Source organism: Variovorax sp. GW822-FHT04A09 (assembly GCF_058801005.1).
This window is the reverse complement of the sequence record NZ_JBXAMV010000001.1, coordinates 1,609,841-1,625,615: the sequence shown is the minus strand read 5'-3', so window position 1 is coordinate 1,625,615 and position 15,775 is coordinate 1,609,841. Positions and strand designations below refer to the sequence as shown.

13 protein-coding genes are annotated in these 15,775 nt (G+C 68.4%); 8 read left to right on the top strand and 5 right to left on the bottom strand.

Translation table 11 applies throughout. The features are described 5' to 3' along the window. Positions 1 to 21: 21 nt before the first annotated feature. Positions 22 to 948 carry a LysR family transcriptional regulator gene (locus tag AC1RLW_RS07300; protein WP_062476461.1) on the bottom strand — a complete coding sequence of 309 codons (927 nt, stop codon included), beginning with the start codon at positions 946 to 948 and terminating at the stop codon, positions 22 to 24. 100 nt (positions 949 to 1,048) lie between these two features. Between AC1RLW_RS07300 and metE the strand changes: the two genes are divergently transcribed. From metE to AC1RLW_RS07285, 3 genes are all read left to right on the top strand, one after another. Then, positions 1,049 to 3,385: a 5-methyltetrahydropteroyltriglutamate--homocysteine S-methyltransferase gene (gene metE, locus AC1RLW_RS07295; RefSeq protein WP_493192615.1), complete on the top strand. Its 2,337-nt coding sequence runs from the start codon at positions 1,049 to 1,051 to the stop codon at positions 3,383 to 3,385. A gap of 37 nt (positions 3,386 to 3,422) precedes the next feature. After that, positions 3,423 to 4,277, top strand: coding sequence for a hypothetical protein (locus AC1RLW_RS07290; protein WP_493192614.1), 855 nt, complete (start codon positions 3,423 to 3,425; stop codon positions 4,275 to 4,277). 197 nt (positions 4,278 to 4,474) lie between these two features. Beyond that, positions 4,475 to 4,819: a hypothetical protein gene (locus AC1RLW_RS07285; protein WP_062481853.1), complete on the top strand. Its 345-nt coding sequence runs from the start codon at positions 4,475 to 4,477 to the stop codon at positions 4,817 to 4,819. A 98-nt stretch (positions 4,820 to 4,917) separates the two neighbouring features. On the opposite strand, the gene AC1RLW_RS07280 is transcribed toward AC1RLW_RS07285, so the two are convergent. After that, the gene (locus tag AC1RLW_RS07280; protein WP_493192613.1) at positions 4,918 to 5,502 is read right to left on the bottom strand and encodes a DNA-3-methyladenine glycosylase I; all 585 of its coding nucleotides are present in this window, start codon (positions 5,500 to 5,502) and stop codon (positions 4,918 to 4,920) included. A 48-nt stretch (positions 5,503 to 5,550) separates the two neighbouring features. Here AC1RLW_RS07280 and AC1RLW_RS07275 point away from each other — a divergent pair, with 48 nt between their 5' ends. The 5 genes from AC1RLW_RS07275 (at position 5,551) to AC1RLW_RS07255 (ending at position 13,676) form a co-directional block, all read left to right on the top strand. Continuing rightward, complete coding sequence (locus AC1RLW_RS07275; RefSeq protein WP_493192612.1) at positions 5,551 to 7,290, top strand: dipeptidase; 1,740 nt, start codon at positions 5,551 to 5,553, stop codon at positions 7,288 to 7,290. A gap of 280 nt (positions 7,291 to 7,570) precedes the next feature. Continuing rightward, positions 7,571 to 8,719, top strand: a complete 1,149-nt coding sequence (locus tag AC1RLW_RS07270; RefSeq protein ID WP_493192611.1) for a hypothetical protein — start codon at positions 7,571 to 7,573, stop codon at positions 8,717 to 8,719. After that, positions 8,709 to 10,712, top strand: coding sequence for a hypothetical protein (locus AC1RLW_RS07265; protein WP_493192610.1), 2,004 nt, complete (start codon positions 8,709 to 8,711; stop codon positions 10,710 to 10,712). The genes AC1RLW_RS07270 and AC1RLW_RS07265 overlap by 11 nt, the downstream gene beginning before the upstream one ends. Beyond that, positions 10,709 to 13,366: a helicase-related protein gene (locus AC1RLW_RS07260; protein ID WP_493192609.1), complete on the top strand. Its 2,658-nt coding sequence runs from the start codon at positions 10,709 to 10,711 to the stop codon at positions 13,364 to 13,366. The genes AC1RLW_RS07265 and AC1RLW_RS07260 overlap by 4 nt, the downstream gene beginning before the upstream one ends. 154 nt (positions 13,367 to 13,520) lie before the next feature. After that, positions 13,521 to 13,676 carry a hypothetical protein gene (locus AC1RLW_RS07255; protein ID WP_493192608.1) on the top strand — a complete coding sequence of 52 codons (156 nt, stop codon included), beginning with the start codon at positions 13,521 to 13,523 and terminating at the stop codon, positions 13,674 to 13,676. A gap of 108 nt (positions 13,677 to 13,784) precedes the next feature. On the opposite strand, the gene AC1RLW_RS07250 is transcribed toward AC1RLW_RS07255, so the two are convergent. From AC1RLW_RS07250 to AC1RLW_RS07240, 3 genes are read right to left on the bottom strand one after another with little or no spacing between them, the layout of a single operon-like run. Beyond that, positions 13,785 to 14,105, bottom strand: a complete 321-nt coding sequence (locus AC1RLW_RS07250; protein WP_493192607.1) for a chaperone modulator CbpM — start codon at positions 14,103 to 14,105, stop codon at positions 13,785 to 13,787. A 2-nt stretch (positions 14,106 to 14,107) separates the two neighbouring features. Beyond that, positions 14,108 to 15,070, bottom strand: a complete 963-nt coding sequence (locus AC1RLW_RS07245) for a DnaJ C-terminal domain-containing protein (protein WP_493192606.1) — start codon at positions 15,068 to 15,070, stop codon at positions 14,108 to 14,110. Between the two features lie 51 nt (positions 15,071 to 15,121). Beyond that, entirely contained in the window at positions 15,122 to 15,775 is a 654-nt protein-coding gene (locus tag AC1RLW_RS07240) for a histidine phosphatase family protein (RefSeq protein ID WP_493192605.1), read from the bottom strand.

Below are 15,775 nucleotides of genomic sequence, written 5' to 3'. Positions count from 1 at the left end.
CCGCCATCGGACTCGCAGGGCTCACAGCAATTCGATCCCCGGCAGGCTCTTGAAGCAGCTCTCGCGCGTGACGCGCACGAAGTCGTCGAGCCAGGGCCGCGCCGACGTGGCCTGCGTGCAGGCCATGTACAGCCGCCCCGTCAGGCCCCGGGCGCCCACGCGGCGCGCCGTGACGTAGCCGCGGTCGAGGTAATTCTGCACCGCCCACAGCGGCAGCGTGGCCACGCCGCGCCCGCTGGCCACCAGCTGCAGCATCGCCACCGTGAGCTCGGTGGTGCGCCGGTGCGCGGGCTCGACGCCGGCGGGTGCCAGCACCTGGCGCACGATGTCGAGCATCTCGTCGGGCACGGGGTAGGTGATGAGCGTCTGGTCGGCGAAGTGCCGGGCCGTGAGGTGCGGCTTGGCCGTCAGCGCATGGTCGTTGGCCAGCAGCGCCACGATCTCGAAGCGGAACAGCGCGTGGTAGTCGACCGTTTCATCGGGGTCTTCCTCGGAGACGATCGCCACCTCGGCGCGGTTCTGCATCACGAGCGCGATCGGGTCGGGGTGAAAGCCCGAGACGATGTCCAGCTCGATCTCGGGCCAGCGCTGGCGAAAGGCGTCCATGGCGGGCATCAGCCAGTCGAAGCAGGTGTGGCACTCGACCACGATGCGCAGCTGCCCGCTGCGCCCCAACGCCAGCCGCGCCACGTCGCGCTCGGCTTCTTCGACGAGCGGCAGCGCGGTGTCGGCCAGCTGCAGCAGCCGCAGCCCCGTGGTGCTGAACTGCGGCGGCACCGACTTGCGCTCGAACAGCTGCGCGCCGTAGCGCTCTTCGAGCAGCTTGATCTGGTGCGACAGCGCCGACTGCGTGAGGTTGAGCAGCTGCGCCGCGCGCACCAGGCTGCCGGTGTCGCGCAACGCGGCCAGCGTGCGCAGGTGGCGGATCTCGAGGATGGACTGCATCATGAAAATTATTCAAGCGAACGGGCAAAAGGTTTCGTTTGAATCATATGCGCCAAACGCCGACGATCACCGGTTTCCAAGATCAGCGACCGGATTACCTGCAATGACCACCCGTACCCACATCCTCGGCTTTCCGCGCATGGGCGCCCACCGGGAACTCAAGTTCGCCCTCGAGAAGCACTGGCGCGGCGAAACCGGCCACGCCGCGCTCGAAGCCGTCGGCGAGGCGCTGCGCGCGCGCCACTGGCAGGCGCAGCGCGACGCGGGGCTCGACTTCGTGACCGTGGGCGACTTCGCCTTCTACGACCACGTGGCCAACCACATTCAGCTGCTGGGCTGCGAGCCGGCGCGCTTCGGCTTCAGCGGCGACGAGCCCGAGCTGTCGCGCTACTTCAAGATGGCACGCGGCGTGGAAGACGAGGCGGGCCATGTGCACGACGACAGCTGCACCCACGGCGCCGAAGGCACCTTCGCGCTCGAGATGACCAAGTGGTTCGACACCAACTACCACTACCTCGTGCCCGAGTTCGATGCGGCCACGCAGTTCAGGCTCGCGTCCACGCGCCTGTTCGACGAGGTCGCGCAGGCGCAGCAGGCCGGTCACGCGGTCAAGGCCGTGCTGCTGGGGCCGCTGAGCTTCCTGTACCTGGGCAAGGAAAAGGCAGCCGGCTTCGACCGCTTCTCGCTGCTCGAATCGCTGCTGCCCGTGTACGAGCAGGTGCTCGGCCGGCTCAAGCAGCAAGGCGTGGAGTGGGTGCAGATCGACGAGCCGATCCTGGGCCTCGACCTGCCCGAGGCCTGGCGCAATGCCTTCGAACGCGTGTACTGGCAGATCGCGCGCAATGCGCCGAAGCTGCTGCTGGCGAGCTACTTCTCGCCGCTGTCCGAGAACCTGCGCCTGGCCTGCCAGCTGCCCGTGGCCGGCCTGCACGTCGATGCCGTGCGCGCGCCGCAGGAGCTGACCGGCGTGGCCGACTGGCTGCCGGCGCACAAGGTGCTGTCGGTCGGCGTGGTCGACGGCCGCAACATCTGGCGTACCGACGTCGACGTGGCGCTGGGCAAGCTCAGGCCCGTGGCCGAGAAGCACCAGGGCGAGCTGTGGATCGCGCCGTCGTGCTCGCTGCTGCACGTGCCGTTCAGCCTCGCGGCCGAGACGAAGCTCGACACCGAACTGAAATCGTGGCTCGCCTTCGCCATCGAGAAACTCGACGAGTTGCGCGTGCTGCGCGCCGCCGTCGAAGGCCACGAAGCCTCGGTGGCCGCCGAACTCACGGCCGCCCGTGCCGCCGTGGCCGCGCGCCGCGCCAGCCCGCGCGTGCACCGCGCCGACGTGGCGTTGCGCCTGGCGCGCAGCGTGGCCGGCGACGACCGCCGCGTGTCCGCTTTCCCGCAGCGCCAGCAGCTGCAGCGCACGCGCTTCGCATTGCCCGCGCTGCCGACCACCACCATCGGCTCGTTCCCGCAGACGGCCGAAATCCGCGCGGCCCGCGCCGCCTTCAAGCGCGGCGAGCTCGATGCCCCCGGCTACCGCGAGAAGATGCGCGCCGAAATCGCGCTCGCCGTGCGCAAGCAGGAAGAACTCGGCATCGACGTGCTCGTGCATGGCGAGGCCGAACGCAACGACATGGTCGAGTACTTCGGCGAGCAGCTCGACGGCTTCGCCTTCACGGCCAACGGCTGGGTGCAGTCGTACGGCTCGCGCTGCGTGAAGCCGCCGGTGATCTTCGGCGACGTGGCACGCCCGGCGCCGATGACGGTCGAATGGACCGCCTATGCGCAGAGCCTCACCAAGTTGCCGATGAAGGGCATGCTGACCGGCCCCGTGACCATTCTGCAGTGGTCCTTCGTGCGCGACGACCAGCCGCGCGCCACCACCTGCGAGCAGATCGCCTGGGCGATCCGCGACGAGGTGAACGACCTCGAGGGCGCGGGCATCGGCATCATCCAGATCGACGAGCCCGCCATCCGCGAAGGCCTGCCATTGCGCCGCGCGGGCTGGCCGGCGTACCTGAAGGCGGCCACGCGCGCCTTCCGCATCAGCGCCTCGGGCGTGCGCGACCAGACGCAGATCCACACCCACATGTGCTATTCGGAGTTCAACGACATCCTGCCGGAGATCGCCGCGATGGACGCCGACGTGATCACCATCGAGACCAGCCGCTCGGACATGGAGCTGCTGCGCGGCTTCGGCGGCGAGGGTGGTTTCCGCTACCCGAACGAGATCGGCCCTGGCGTGTACGACATCCACTCGCCGCGCGTGCCCTCGGTCGACGAGATCGTGCGCCTCATGCGCAAGGCCGCGCAGGTGGTGCCGGGCGAGAACCTCTGGATCAACCCCGACTGCGGCCTCAAGACCCGCGGCTGGCCCGAGACCGAGGCGGCGCTGTCGAACATGGTGGCGGCCGCGAAGCTGCTGCGCGGGGAGCTGGCGCAGGCCTGATGAAGGGCGCGGGATCGCGGCGTGCCAATAATGCGGGATGTCCTTGCTGTCCCGCCTGTCGTCGCCCCGTTGCCTCTTGTTGCTGTCGTTGCTCCTCGCCCCCTTGACGGGGTGGACGCAGGACCGCGCGCAGGCCCTGCTCCAGTTCGAGGGCGTGCAGGCGCGCTACCAGAACGCCTACGGCCCCGGTGCCGTGTCGCGCGGCGCGCGCGAGCTGCTGGAGCCGCCCGACCTGGCCATGGCCGACAAGGCTTTGCAGTCGCTCGACGTGGCGGCCGGTCGCGCCTTCGACGTGAACGCCTCGGTGGCCGCGATCCGGCAGGACGTGGCGGCGGCCGGGCAGGGCGCCGCCGCGCCGGCGCCCCAGGTGCTGGAGGCCGTGGCACGCCTGGCGAAGCTGCGCGCCGACTACGCCGCGATGGACGAGCCCGCCAAGGTGACCTTCTTCCATCAACAGCACGCGCGGCCGGCCGACCCGGCGCGCGTCGAACTGCTGGCGCGCATGACGGTGGCCGAGGCGCGCGAGATCGATTTCTCGAGCCAGCTGCTCATGAGTGCGGTGGTCAAGCAGCTGGCGCGCGGGAATGTCGGGCAGTTCAGTTCGCTGCCCGACCGCACGCTCGACACCGCGCTCGATTCGCTCTGGTCGCGCGGCGTGACGTCGCCGCGCCCGCGCAACCTGATGACCGTGGCGCGCGAGTTCGAAAAGCTGGTCACGCAGGCGCTGCTGCTGGCGCTGCCCGACGCCGACGTGGCCGCCTTGCTCGCCTGGCGCAACGAACCGCAGGCCGCCGCGGAGCGCGAGGCGCTGCTGGGCAGCTACCGCGCCGAGGTCAAGGGCAGTGGCGCGGTCGCGATCCGCACGCTGGTGCGCAGCTGGGGGCGGCCCTGAGACTTGACGACAGAGCGCCAAAGTTTGCAAACTCGGGGGCGTTTGTACGAAAAAGTTTCACGCGAACCCCGCATGTCGGAAAGTTCCCCGTGATTGTTTCAATTCCGTGAACACTGCGATTCAGATTAACTGGGGTTTACCCTAGGAATTTGGCGCACACTTCAGGGCATCCAAAGCCCGATCAAGAAGGAATTGAAATGAAGACCTCGAACATCCTCGCCGCCGCCGCTCTCTCCCTGCTCGCCGCCGCTGGCGCCGCCCACGCTGAGACCTACGAAGGCGTTCACGCCGTGACCTCCGGCTACAGCCGTGCCGACGTGGCACCGCAAGCCGTGGCCGCTGCCCGTGCCGGCAACGAATACAGCGACGCCGTGTCGGCCAGCGTGGCCCCCGTGCTGGCCTCGTCGGTGGACCGCGCCTCGGTCCGCGCCGAAGCTGTGGCAGCCGCCCACGCTCCCGGCCAGAACCTGCGCCGCGAATCCTTCGCCGGCAGCGTGATCCCCTCGCAGGCACGCAGCTTCACGCGCCAGGCTGGCCTGTGATCGATGGCGGCGCGAGCCGCCTCGGTTAGCAAGACCACCACCCGAAAGAACCGGACCGTGCAATAGCACCGTCCGGTTTTTTCATGTCTGTGCGGTGCTCAGGCGCGCCGATGGCTGCGGTGGCAATGGCAGTCGGGCGCGTGGTCGTCGACGATGCCTGTGGCCTGCATCCAGGCATAGACGATCACCGGCCCGACGAACTTGAAGCCGCGCTGCTTCAGCGCCTTCGACATCGTTTCGGACAGCGGCGTCTGCGTGGGCACCGTGCCCGTGGTGTTGACGACCGGCTGGCCGCCCGCCAGGCCCCAGACGAAATCAGAGAAGTCTTCGCCCGCCGCCTGCATCGCGAGGTAGGCCTTGGCATTGCCGATGGTGGCCTCGATCTTGGCGCGCGAGCGCACGATGCCCGCGTCCTGCATGAGGCGCTCGACGTCGGCCGGCGTGAAGCGCGCCACCGTCTCGGGCACGAAACCCTCGAAGGCCGCGCGGAAGGCGTCGCGCTTGCGCAGGATGGTGAGCCACGACAGGCCGGCCTGGAAGCCGTCGAGCATCAGCTTTTCCCACAGCGCGCGGCTGTCGTGTTCGGGCACGCCCCATTCGGCGTCGTGGTAGCTGGCCAGCAGCGGATCGGTGCGGGCCCAGGCGCATCGCTGGGGCGAAGATTGGCTGTCGTCGTGAGGCATGGCTCGGCTATCGTCGGGGAATGTTTTCGGAATGAGGGGGTGACCCTGATGCAGCAGTCTCGTTTTTCATTGTCGGCGCTTTCGCTGGCCCTCGCGGCGCTCGCCGTCGCAGTCCCGGCCGGTGCCGAGACCCTCAAGAAGCCCGCGCTCGACCAGCTCGCCGCCGCCTGGAAGGGCGGCCGCACGGCGCACGATTTCAAGGCCTTCCTGGCGCAGGCCGCGCAGGCCCAGCCCGTGCTGCAGCCCAGCGTGGCGGCCTACACCGGCGGCAAGGCGCTGGCGGGCGACGACCTCGTCAACATCGCGCGCCTGCTCGGCCTGTACAACCGGCTGCAGAACCAGCAGGCCGTGATCGCCAGCATCGGCACCATGGTGGCCTTGCCCACGGTGCGCAACGTGCAGGTGCCGCCGCACGAGAGCCCGCCGATGGTCGCGTTCGGCCAGCTGGTCGAGAAGATGGCGAAAGATTTCGGGCTGGGCTACCGCAACGTCGACGGCCGCATCTTCGAAGTGAGCCTGAAGGGCCGCGGCAGCGAGGAGTTCGGCATCCTCACGCACGCCGACGTGGTGCCGGCCGTGCTCTCCGAATGGGTGCTCGACGACGGCACGCGCCTGGACCCCTTCGCGATGACGCGCGTGGGCGACTTCCTCTACGGGCGCGGCACCATCGACGACAAGGGCTCCATCGCCGCCGTGCTCTACGCCATGAAGGCGGTGAAGGACAGCGGCCTGCCGGTGGAGCGCGGCGTGCGCCTGATGATCGAGACCACCGAGGAAACCGGCGGCGACGCGATGCAGTACTACCGCGACAAGACGCCGCTGCCGGCCTACAACATCGTGCTCGACAGCAAGTACCCCGCGGTCGTGGCCGAGAAGGGCTCGGGCGCGCTCAAGGTGTTCTTCCCCGCGGAAGCGGCCGACCCCGCCGCGACCGCCATCACCGCGATGAGCGGCGCCGCCTCGGCCAACGCCATTCCGCAGACCGCGACCGCCACGCTCAAGGGCGGCGACCTTGCGGCCGTGGCCGCGAAGCTCGAGGCCGCCAAGGCCGCCTTCGTGCGCAAGTACGAAAGCCAGGGCGGCAAGTTCGCGATCGACATCGCGCGCGGCGCCGAGGCCGTCGAGCTGAAGGTCACGGGCACCTCGGCCCACGGCTCGCGGCCCGAAGAGGGCGTGAACCCCGTGCCGCGCCTGGCGCTGTTCCTGAAGGAGTCCGGCGTGCCGCTGGCGGCCAACCCCTACCTGCGCGCCGTGCAGTACATCGATGCGCTCTACGGCACCGGCTACCTCGGCGAGAAGATGGGGCTGGGCTACCAAGACGACTTCATGGGCCCGCTCACGATGTCGCCCACGCTGGTGCGCATGGGCGCCGACGGCCGCCTCGAGGTGACGGCCAACGTGCGCATGCCGCGCGGCCGCACGCCCGACGAGCTGAAGGCGCAGGTCGCGGCCAAGGTCAACGGCTGGGCCACGGCCAGCCAGGTGAAGCTCGAGCTGGCCTACGACCAGGGCAACTGGATGGCGCGCGACCCGAAGGGCGCGTGGCTCTCGACCCTGCTCAACATCTTCGGCGACACCACCGGCCTCGAAGCCAAGCCCGTGCCCACCGCCGGCAGCACCACGGCCAAGCTGATGCCCAACGCCATCAACTTCGGCCCCGCGATGCCCGGCAAGAAGTACACGGCGCACAACGCCAAGGAGTACAAGGAAGTGCCCGACCTCGACGCCGACATGCAGATGTTCACCGAGATGCTGGTGCGCATCGGCAACCTGCAGCAGATGCAGTAGCGGCCGGCGGGCGTGGGGCACCGAGTTCGCCGCGGCCTGCGCCATGCATGGGCCGGACGGCTAGGCTGAAAATTGCTCCTACGCAAGCAGACCATCGAATGAAACGCAGCGAGTGCAAAAAAAACGGGAGGTAGGAATGGGAGGAGTCTGGGGACTATTGGGGCCTGAGCAGCTTCCGATTTCTCGTCGCACCCGAAGCCTGGGGCTCGCTGCGACCATTCGACGGTTCAATGAACTTGCCGTTCCCGGCATGGGCGGTGTCTGGTACGGCAAGCGCTTCTTGCTCGCGACCCTGGGCATCGTGGTGGCGGAACGCGTGCGGCAACGCGGGGGCAAGGTGCAGAACATCGAGGTCGCCAATGCCGTCGAGGCGTTGGCGTGCTGCCTAGCTTTCAAGGGCCAGGGGTGGCAGTCCGATGCCCGGCTGCGAGGCCGCACCAAGCTGCAGGGGCAGACCACCGATCTCTCTTTCAAGAAAGTCGGGCGGCGTGGCTTCTACGTGAGCCAGCCCATGCGCATGGCGGCGGTGCGGGCATTGCCCGCGCTGGGATTCGCCGAGAACGGCACGACACGGTTCAACGCCTTTCGCGCTTCGGAGGAAGGAGAGGCGTTCGTCGAAGATGCGTGCCGGCCTTACTCGCCTTACAACCGGTCCGTTGTCGATCATCTCGTGAAGTGGGTGCGTGGAGAGGAAAACCGCACCGATACGGCCTCTTTGAGCGAGGCGTTGTCGCCCTTGCTGGCGTTGTCGGGCTCCGCCTGCACGCAGATCCGGGCACGGCTCGAACTGGGTGGAAAGAACGAGGAGCTCGACAGTCGCCTGCGCCGGCGCAGCGCATTGAACTGGGTCGCCAGCCTCAACGCCGACCCGGCGACGGATTGGCGCAGGCCGGCTGAGATTTCGGACGACAGGCATTGGCACGACCTGCGGGCAGGCGCCGCGTTCTTTGCCGTTCGGGATGCCGCCATCTCGACGCTCAATGCCGTGGAGGGGGCCATGGGCGCCGAAGGACGGCCGATCTCCGTCGACGACGCGGCGCGACGCACGGAGCATTCCATCGATGCGCTGCGGCGGGCAACGGACCGGTTCCTCGAGCTCGGGCATCGAGACGCGGAAGCCCTCGACTTCTCTCGTTTGTGCGCGGCCGACAGTCCGGCGCAGGTTCTCCGGGGCCTGGTTGAACGCGACGGCAGGGTACTTCGCCTGGCCGGCAGCGAGATCCAGGCGGCAGGCGCGGCATTTCGCGGAACGACCGTCGAAGAGTCCTCGCAGGCGGACGAAGACGACGATGGCCCGACGGGCGACGTGCGCGTTCCCACCGGCATCTCTTACCGCGTGCGCAACCTGTACCTGCTGAACCTCGACATGCAAGGTCGTCTCGGCGAGTGGCTTCAAAGGAACCGATCGGAGGCGGCACATGAGCAGTGATCGGGGCCGCTTGAGCCTTCCTTCGCTGGCTCGGCATTTCGATGCGCCCGAAGGCTACGTCGGCCACTTTGGCTGGATCTGCGGGTATTCGGCCGACGCCCCGTTCCTGAACGACGCAGCCGAACGGTTCACGACGCTCTCCAAGGACCAGCGCGCCAGCCAGGGGCATATCGCGCTGGCGCTGATCGTCGACCCCGGCAATACGCCGATCACCTTCATCGACGCGCCAGGCATCGCTCATCTGGCGATCCTGGAGGCGCGGAACAAGCCCTTTCGGCTGCTGCATGCCAAGGTCGCGCTGCTGGGCTATCGTCACCTGGAGCAGCGTGATCGCTGGCGTCTGCGACTGGTCGTCGCGACGGGAAATTGGACACGCCAGACCCTCGAGGAAAGCCTCGATCTGGCGTGGCGCGTCGAGGTCGACAGCGATGCGTTGGCGGGTCCCACGGCCGACGATCGTCGGGCGTGCGCGGACATCGCTGCCGGCCAAGGGCTGCTGGATGCAATCCGGGCGTGGTTCGACACCCGGCTGCTCGATGCATCGCCATCGGGTTCCGCGCATGTGCAACTGCTCGATGCCTGGATGGCGCAGTGCGCGACGGCGGCTGCCGGCGAACCGAGGTTCTTCGACAACAGGCGTGCCTCCTTGTTGAGCCAACTGCCGACCAAGGTGAGGGCCGAAAGCGAATTCGGCGCCCGGAACTATCTGGCGATGGGCTCCGGCTTCTACGAATCGGGGACGCGCCCATCGGAAGCGCCTTCGGTGCCCATCGCGGCGATCCGTGCACTGAAGGAGGCCTCGCTGCTTACCCGGACGGCGGAGGTGGATCTCTTCGTCAATCGGCTGGCGTGCCAGGCGGTGGCGTCCTCGGTACAGGCCCTGAACAACCAAGGCGTGAACGTGAGGCCGGCCGTGGCACCGGAGCCGCTGTTCGGCGACAACAGCGGGCGTACGCTGCACGCCAAGTTCCTGTTCAGTGCGAAGTACGCTAGCAACGCGCCCCGATGCAATGGCGCCTGGATCTACCTGGGCTCGGGCAATCTCACGGGGCCCGGGTTCGCGAACGCGATGAACCCTTCATCGGGAAATCTCGAGGCCGGCGTCGTCTTCGCGCCTGGTCCTCTGTATTGGAAAGCGGACCGGGGCATCGAAGCCCATCAGGTCGTCGGCAATCTGCTGCCGATCCAATGGACCGAGACCTTCGATGGCTCCACGGTCCTGTCTGCCGGCGATCCCTTCGAACGACCCGAGACCTTGCATACGGCGCCGCCGGTGGCCTGGCTCGCGTGGTGCGAGACGGGCAATGGCGGATCTCTTTCGCTGCCCACCGAAGTGCTGGACCACGCACTGGCCTTCCAGGTGCTGACACCCGAAGGCATCCCAAGCGTCGTGAGCGGGGACGCCATTTCGTGGATGGGGCGCCGCCCTCGGGTCGTGCGTTGCCGGTGGAATGCCGATGGCACGCAGAAAGAGGCGGACATCCCCGTGATCGACGAGTTCGGACGTATCGCGGCGGCCAAGCTGGCGCCTCTGGGGATCGATGAGGGCTGGTGGCAATTGGAGGACTTTCCGGTGGTACCGAGCGAGGAGGCCTCCAGTGATGACCCCGATTCGCGGGACGACCACCCGGCCGAGCCGGGCGGGGAAAGCGGCCGCACGTTGGTGTCGAGCTACTCGATCCGCCAGATGATGGAGCTGATCGAGAACATCGCCGAAAAACAGACGGCCATCGACAGGCGCGATTGGGAGCCGTGGTGCCGACGGCTCGAACAGACGCTGATTCGCATGAAGGACAGCGGACCGGTGGCCTACTTCCAGATGCAGCAGGCGCCGAGATTGAATCCCTTGAGTCCTCTGAGGGTCGCTCCCTTTCGCCCGGCTTTTGCCGAAACCGCCGACACGCCTGAAGGGCGGCTCTACGAGGAGGTGCTCAAGCGTATCGAGGCCAGCTGGGGCGTCGAAGACATGGAACTCATGGGAGCGCTGCAATGAACCGTTCGTTTGCAGGCTGGCAGGCAGTCGGGCGCAACCTGCAGGAGATCGCCGGCGGCCACGCCATCGAACTCAACGCGGGGCAGCGCGACAGCCTCGTTGCAATCGCCGAACGCCTGCCCGGCAACGGTGTGCTCATCGCGGACGAGGTCGGACTGGGCAAGACGCGCATCGCCGCGGCCGTCGCGCGTGGCGTGATCGACGCCGGAGGACGCGTCGCAATCATCGTTCCGCCGGTGCTGGGCTACCAGTGGCGCGAGGAACTGCAGCGCAAGGCGCACATCGAGAACACGCCCCTGATCATTCGAAGCCTGGACGCGTACCTGGATGCATGGAAGCAAGGGGCCGGCGCAGAGGAACCCTGGGGAGATCACCCGGCGTTGCTGATCTCGCATGCCTTTTGCAACTGGTCGATCAAGAGTAATACCAAGACCAACTGGAAGTGGGCACTGCTGCCGGCCACGCTGGCCCTGGCCCGCGCGCGCAGCGCGGGAAGCGGCCGCCTTCCGCGTGGCTACTGGGCCGGCGGGAAGATGGACGACGACCGCATCGCCGCCGCGGCGCAGTGGATTTTTCGGAATGCGGACGAGGCCTTGCTGGATGCATTGGCCTCCAGCCCCGAGTTGAACCGCTGGGGCAGCGAGTCGCCGTTGTTCGACCCCGGCAACTACCTCAAGCGCACGGTATTCAGGAGCGCGCTCGAACAGGTGGTGGGCCTCGGGCTCGGGCGCTTCGATCTCGTGATCGTCGACGAGGCGCACAAGAGCCGGGGCGAGGAAAGCAATCTCAACCGCTTGCTGGACTTCGTCGTGCAGCCCGCCGCCGACGCGCGGCGGCTTGCCATGACGGCAACGCCGATCGAACTGGACGCGCAGCAATGGACCTCCACGCTCCAGCGCCTGGGCACGGATCTGCCCGATGCCCCGCGGGTGATCGGAGCCTATGCGGCCGCGGTCAAGCAGGTGCGCGCCAGCCCCACCGATCCGGAAACGCGTGCTGCCTTCGGCAAGGCGGCCCAGAGCTTCAAGAACACCTTCGGTGCGGTCCTGGTGCGTCGAGACAAGCGAGACGACCCCTGGGTCAGGCGCTTCGCCGAGCTGTCGGGCGAGAGCCATCATGCCTACAGGCGCGAGCGAGCCATCGCGATCGACGCGGCAAGCCTGCCGCCGGCGTGGCGGCAGGCGGTCTGTGCCGCCGAAGCCCTGTCGTTCGCGACGCGGGGCAGCGACGACGCGGTCGCCAAGCGCTTGCGACTGACGCTGGGCAATGGACATGGAATCGCCGCACTGATCGATCAACTGCTGCAGGATGCCGAGGAAGACAAGGCCCAGGCCGAGGCGGATGGTGCCGGCTCGGTCGAAACCGCGGATCCCGTGATTGCAGCACCCAGGAACAAACGGGAGCAGCGTGCCGACTGGTGGAAGCAAAGGATGGCCGAGGCGTTCCGGGAGGGGGCGACGCCGTCGAGCGATGCGGCCCTCTACGAGCATCCGGCCATCGCGGCGGCCATCGAGGCGATCGAAGCCACCTGCGGACCTGCTGTCAACGAGAAGGTGCTGGTCTTCGGTCGATTCACGCGGCCGATGCGTTCGCTGGTCCGGCTGCTCAATGCCCGCGCGTTGCTGCGCAGCCTCGACAGCGGCGTGCTCTGGCCGCAGGAGAAGCTGGCCGATACCGAGCGGGCCGCGGTGCTCGCTGCGCTGCGCCAATCGGGTCGGCGCGATTCGCTGGATGACATCGACAGTCGACTGAAAACCCAATACGCGGCGCTGGAGCAGCAGCGGGAAAAATTCAGGACCCATCTGGTGGCGTCGATCGCGCAGGGGTTCGGATCGATGGAGGTCGGACATCGGATCCGGTCGATCTACGAGGCATTTGCAGAACGCGTGGAACACGAGGCCGGACGCGAGACCCCCCTTCATGCGGGTGTGCTGGCGCTGGTGGCGCGCGCGATCCAGGACCTCATGGGGCACGGCGATGCCGCCGTGGATGCGGGGCGTATCGCGGCAGCCTTCGTCGAGCTGGTCGACGCTGCCAGCGACCAGGAAGACCGCTCCGATGCGGAAGGCCAGGGCGGGCAGGCGCAGGCAGTGCAACGATGGGAAGCGCTCGAAGAGCGGCTGAGAGGCGAGTTCAATTTGGCGGAGGGTGCTTTCGCACGCCTGATGCACGGAGACACCCGACCCCATACGCGCCGGATGCTCCAGCTCGCATTCAATCGCGAGCACAGCCACCCGAAGGTGCTCGTGGTCCAGTCGGTCGTGGGTCGCGAGGGGCTGAACCTTCACACCGCGTGCCGGACGGTCGTCCTGCTTCATCCGGAATGGAATCCAGGTGTCGTGGAGCAACAGATCGGCCGCGTGGACCGCATCGGGAGCCTATGGCAGTCGAAGTTCCAGGCATGGGAAAAGGCCGGCCCCGATCTGGCCGGCGACGGACCGCCTCGCATCGAGATCCGGCCCGTGGTTTTCAAGGGAAGCTACGACGAGGAGAACTGGCGGGTATTGCGCGAGCGTTGGGAGGAGCTGAGGGCACAGCTTCACGGCGTCGTGGTCAACGAGCACGCGAGCGACGAACTCATGCGACAGCTGGCGCGAGAGATCAATGCCTTGGCGCCGGATTTCTCCCCTGCGCCGGTCCAGGCCGCTCGTTGATCGAGGCGACCGAGTCGCCCTGCCACCGCACGGCGAAGCCCCGATCCTCGACCCGCCGTCGAGGATCGGGCAGGCCGCCAGATGGTCGTCCAGACCCAGGTCCGCGAGCCACTCAAGCACGCGCTTTGTCGCCTGCAGTTCCTGGATGCGCGAGTTGAGCGCTTCGCTGCGGCTCAGTGTGAGCTGCGTGACCTCGGCGCACGCGCGTTCTTCGTCGCGCGATAGCGCCACCAGCCGCTGCGAGACGTTGGCGCGCGAGCGCGACCTCAAGGTCGAACAACGGATCGGTGTCGGGGTAGAAGGACGATGAAAGGGGGCGAGGGCCCATGCGGCCTCCTGTGAAAGAGGCCCGAAGTCTTCGGTCTCGCACGGTGCCAAGATCAAGCCGCAGCGCGGCTTTCCCTTGCGGCGCGTGGGCCTATCGCACGCCGTGCGCCTGCAGCACCGCCTTCAGCCGCCGCACCTCGTGCTGCAGGTCGAGGATCAGGGCGGCGGCGTCCAGGTTCACGCCGAAGTCGCGTTCGAGCCGGCGCGCTTCAAGCGCGTGCTGCAGGTCGGTGCTGGAGAACTCCCAGCGCTCGGGCGGTGCGTCGGTCGTGGTGACCTGCACGATGCCCACCTCGACCAGTTGCACGATCCAGGCGGTGTCGGCGCCGCAGGCGTGCGCCAGTTCGTTCGCGGCCAGCGGGTGCGAGACGCCGATGGCCGTGGTGGTGGTCACGGAAGAAAAGTTCGCCATGCTCAGACTCCCAGGTGCTGGCGGGGGTTGAACGAGGAGGTCGCCTGAGCGAGTTGCGCGTAGGCGTTGCGCGCGGCCTCGCTGTCGGCGGGCGGCAGCGCGATCTCGAGCAGCAGGTACAAGTCGCCGGGCGTCTTGCCCGCGAAGCCGCGGCCCTTGAGCCGCAGCTTCATGCCGCCGCGTGCGTTGGGCGGCACGGTGACCTCGACCACGCCGCCGGTGGGCGTGGGCACCTGCACTTGCGCACCCAGCGCGGCTTCGGCGGGGGTGACGGGCAGCGTCATGTACAGGTCGCGCTCTTCCACGCGGTACAGCTTGTGCGGCGCGATGCGCACCTCGAGGTACAGGTCGCCGGCCGGCTCGCCGCCGTGGCCGGGCATGCCCTGGCCCGCGAGGCGGATGAACTGGCCGGGGTGCACGCCGGGCGGGATCTTCACGGCGAGCGTGCGGTTCTCCCACTGCGGACGGCCCTGCGCGTCGAGTGTCTGGGCGCGCAGCGTGAGCTCGCGCTCGGCGCCGTTCAGCGCGTCTTCGAGCGTGATCTCGATGGCCGCGTGGTGGTCTTCGCCGCGCGCGCGGTAGTTCTGGCGCGTGGCGCCGCGCCGCTCGGCGTCGCCGAACATCGAGGAGAAGAACTCGCTGAAGTCGGCGTGGTCGGCCGGGCCCTGGCGCGGGCCGCGGTGAAACTCGTAGCCGGTGTCCCAGCCGGGCGGCGGCTCGAAGCTGCCGTCGGGCCGGCCGCCGCGTGCGACACGGTCGGCCAGCGCGTCGTAGGCGGCGCGCTTGTCCTTGTCGCCGAGCACGTCCTTGGCCTCGTTGATGTCGCGCATGCGCTGCTCGGCGTCGGGCTCCTTGCTGACGTCGGGGTGGTACTTGCGGGCGAGCTTGCGGTAGGCCTTGCGCACCTCGTCGTCGGACGCGGTGCGTTCGACGCCCAGTGCGCTGTAGTAGTCCTTGAATTCCATGGTGGGTGGTGATTCCTTTCAGGACGGCGTACAGATCAACCGGGAGCCAGGTCAGGCCAGGGCTGCTCCGCCGTCGGCGTGCCGCTGTTGCAGCGGCGTCACGGCCCATGTGGGGCCGGCACGTGTGAAGCGCAAGGGTTGCGCGTTGCCGAAGATGCTCGCATCGACCGCCACGCCCAGCAGCGCGGCCAGCGCGTAGAGCGTGCCGCCGTGCGCCACCACCAGCACCGGCGCGGGCTGCGCGGCGAGCGCGGCAGCCAGCGCCTGGCGCTTGCGGTCGACGAACTGCGCCAGCGTCTCGCCGCCCTCGGGCTCGCAGGCCCAGTCGATGTTGGCGGACGAGGTGCCGATGAGTGCGCCGAAGTTGCGCTCGCGCAGGTTCTCGTGCGCGCTGGGCACGAGGCCCAGGGCGCGCGCCACGGTGTGGGCGGTGTCGAAGGCGCGGCGCGCGTCGCTGCACACGATGGCGCCGATCGGCTCGCTGGCCAGCAGCTCGGCCGCTTGTACCGCCTGCTGCTCGCCGAGCGCGCTCAGGGGCTCGTCGGGCGCCTGGAAGACGCGCAGCGCATTGCGCCCGGTCTGGCCGTGGCGCAGGAAGTAGAAGTGATCGCAGGCCGGGGCGAGCGGCTGCTCGGCGGCCAGGCGGTTCAGCAGGTCGATGCCCGTAGCGGCGTGGGCGGGAAAAGGAGCAGTGGTCGAGGACAT